The organism is Pseudoalteromonas sp. NZS127 (assembly GCF_015864805.1).
In the GTDB taxonomy this organism is placed as follows: Bacteria; Pseudomonadota; Gammaproteobacteria; order Enterobacterales; family Alteromonadaceae; genus Pseudoalteromonas; species Pseudoalteromonas nigrifaciens.
Window position 1 is genome coordinate 1 of the sequence record NZ_JADYWN010000084.1, and the last position, 543, is coordinate 543.

The 543-nt window shown below is 61.1% G+C and carries 2 protein-coding genes; both read left to right on the forward strand.

Annotated elements, in window-relative coordinates; translation table 11 throughout:
• A partial coding sequence (locus I6E78_RS18795) for a hypothetical protein (RefSeq protein ID WP_231618058.1) occupies positions 1-188 on the forward strand: 188 nt, incomplete at its 5' end.
• The gene (locus I6E78_RS18555; protein WP_114488317.1) at positions 185-403 is read left to right on the forward strand and encodes a hypothetical protein; all 219 of its coding nucleotides are present in this window, start codon (positions 185-187) and stop codon (positions 401-403) included. The genes I6E78_RS18795 and I6E78_RS18555, both read left to right, overlap by 4 nt.
• Positions 404-543: the final 140 nt, after the last annotated feature.

The following is a 543-nucleotide window of genomic DNA, read 5'->3' on the forward strand; positions in this document are numbered from 1 at the left end:
GCGGGAAGAAGGAAGACTTACCGATAGGTGTGTTCAAGATGCCTCGTCCGGGTTTGCCCAACCCCTACATGGCGCGCATCGCAGCCAGAGGCGCCCGAAAGTATCTGGGGTGCTTCCCAACACCTGAAGCCGCATCGGCCGCCTACCTCGCGGCAAAACGAGAACTGCACGAAAGCAACACGCTATGACCGAAACAGCAGAACAACCGGCCCACAAGCTCAACGCCGACCAGACCGTGGCCGTCGCCACCGACGTGTTCTGGAACGAGGACATGACCACGTGCCCTCGCGGCGCCAAGGTCCAACTGCTCGGCGCGGGCGGCGTGGCGGTATACGGCGACTACCACGGTGATCCGTTCTGGCAGGCGTGGTGCCCGCTGCCGAAGCGTCGGAGGAAGGTATGAACTCGCATCAACGTCGTGTGGCTTTTCGCAAGCAGTACCCACACCCTGTGGTTGAGATTCGCGGTGACAAGGTGTTCGTCCTCGCCTAGAGATCGTTCTGGAGAAGGGCACTGCGCCACCCCAAACTTCGTGCACTATAC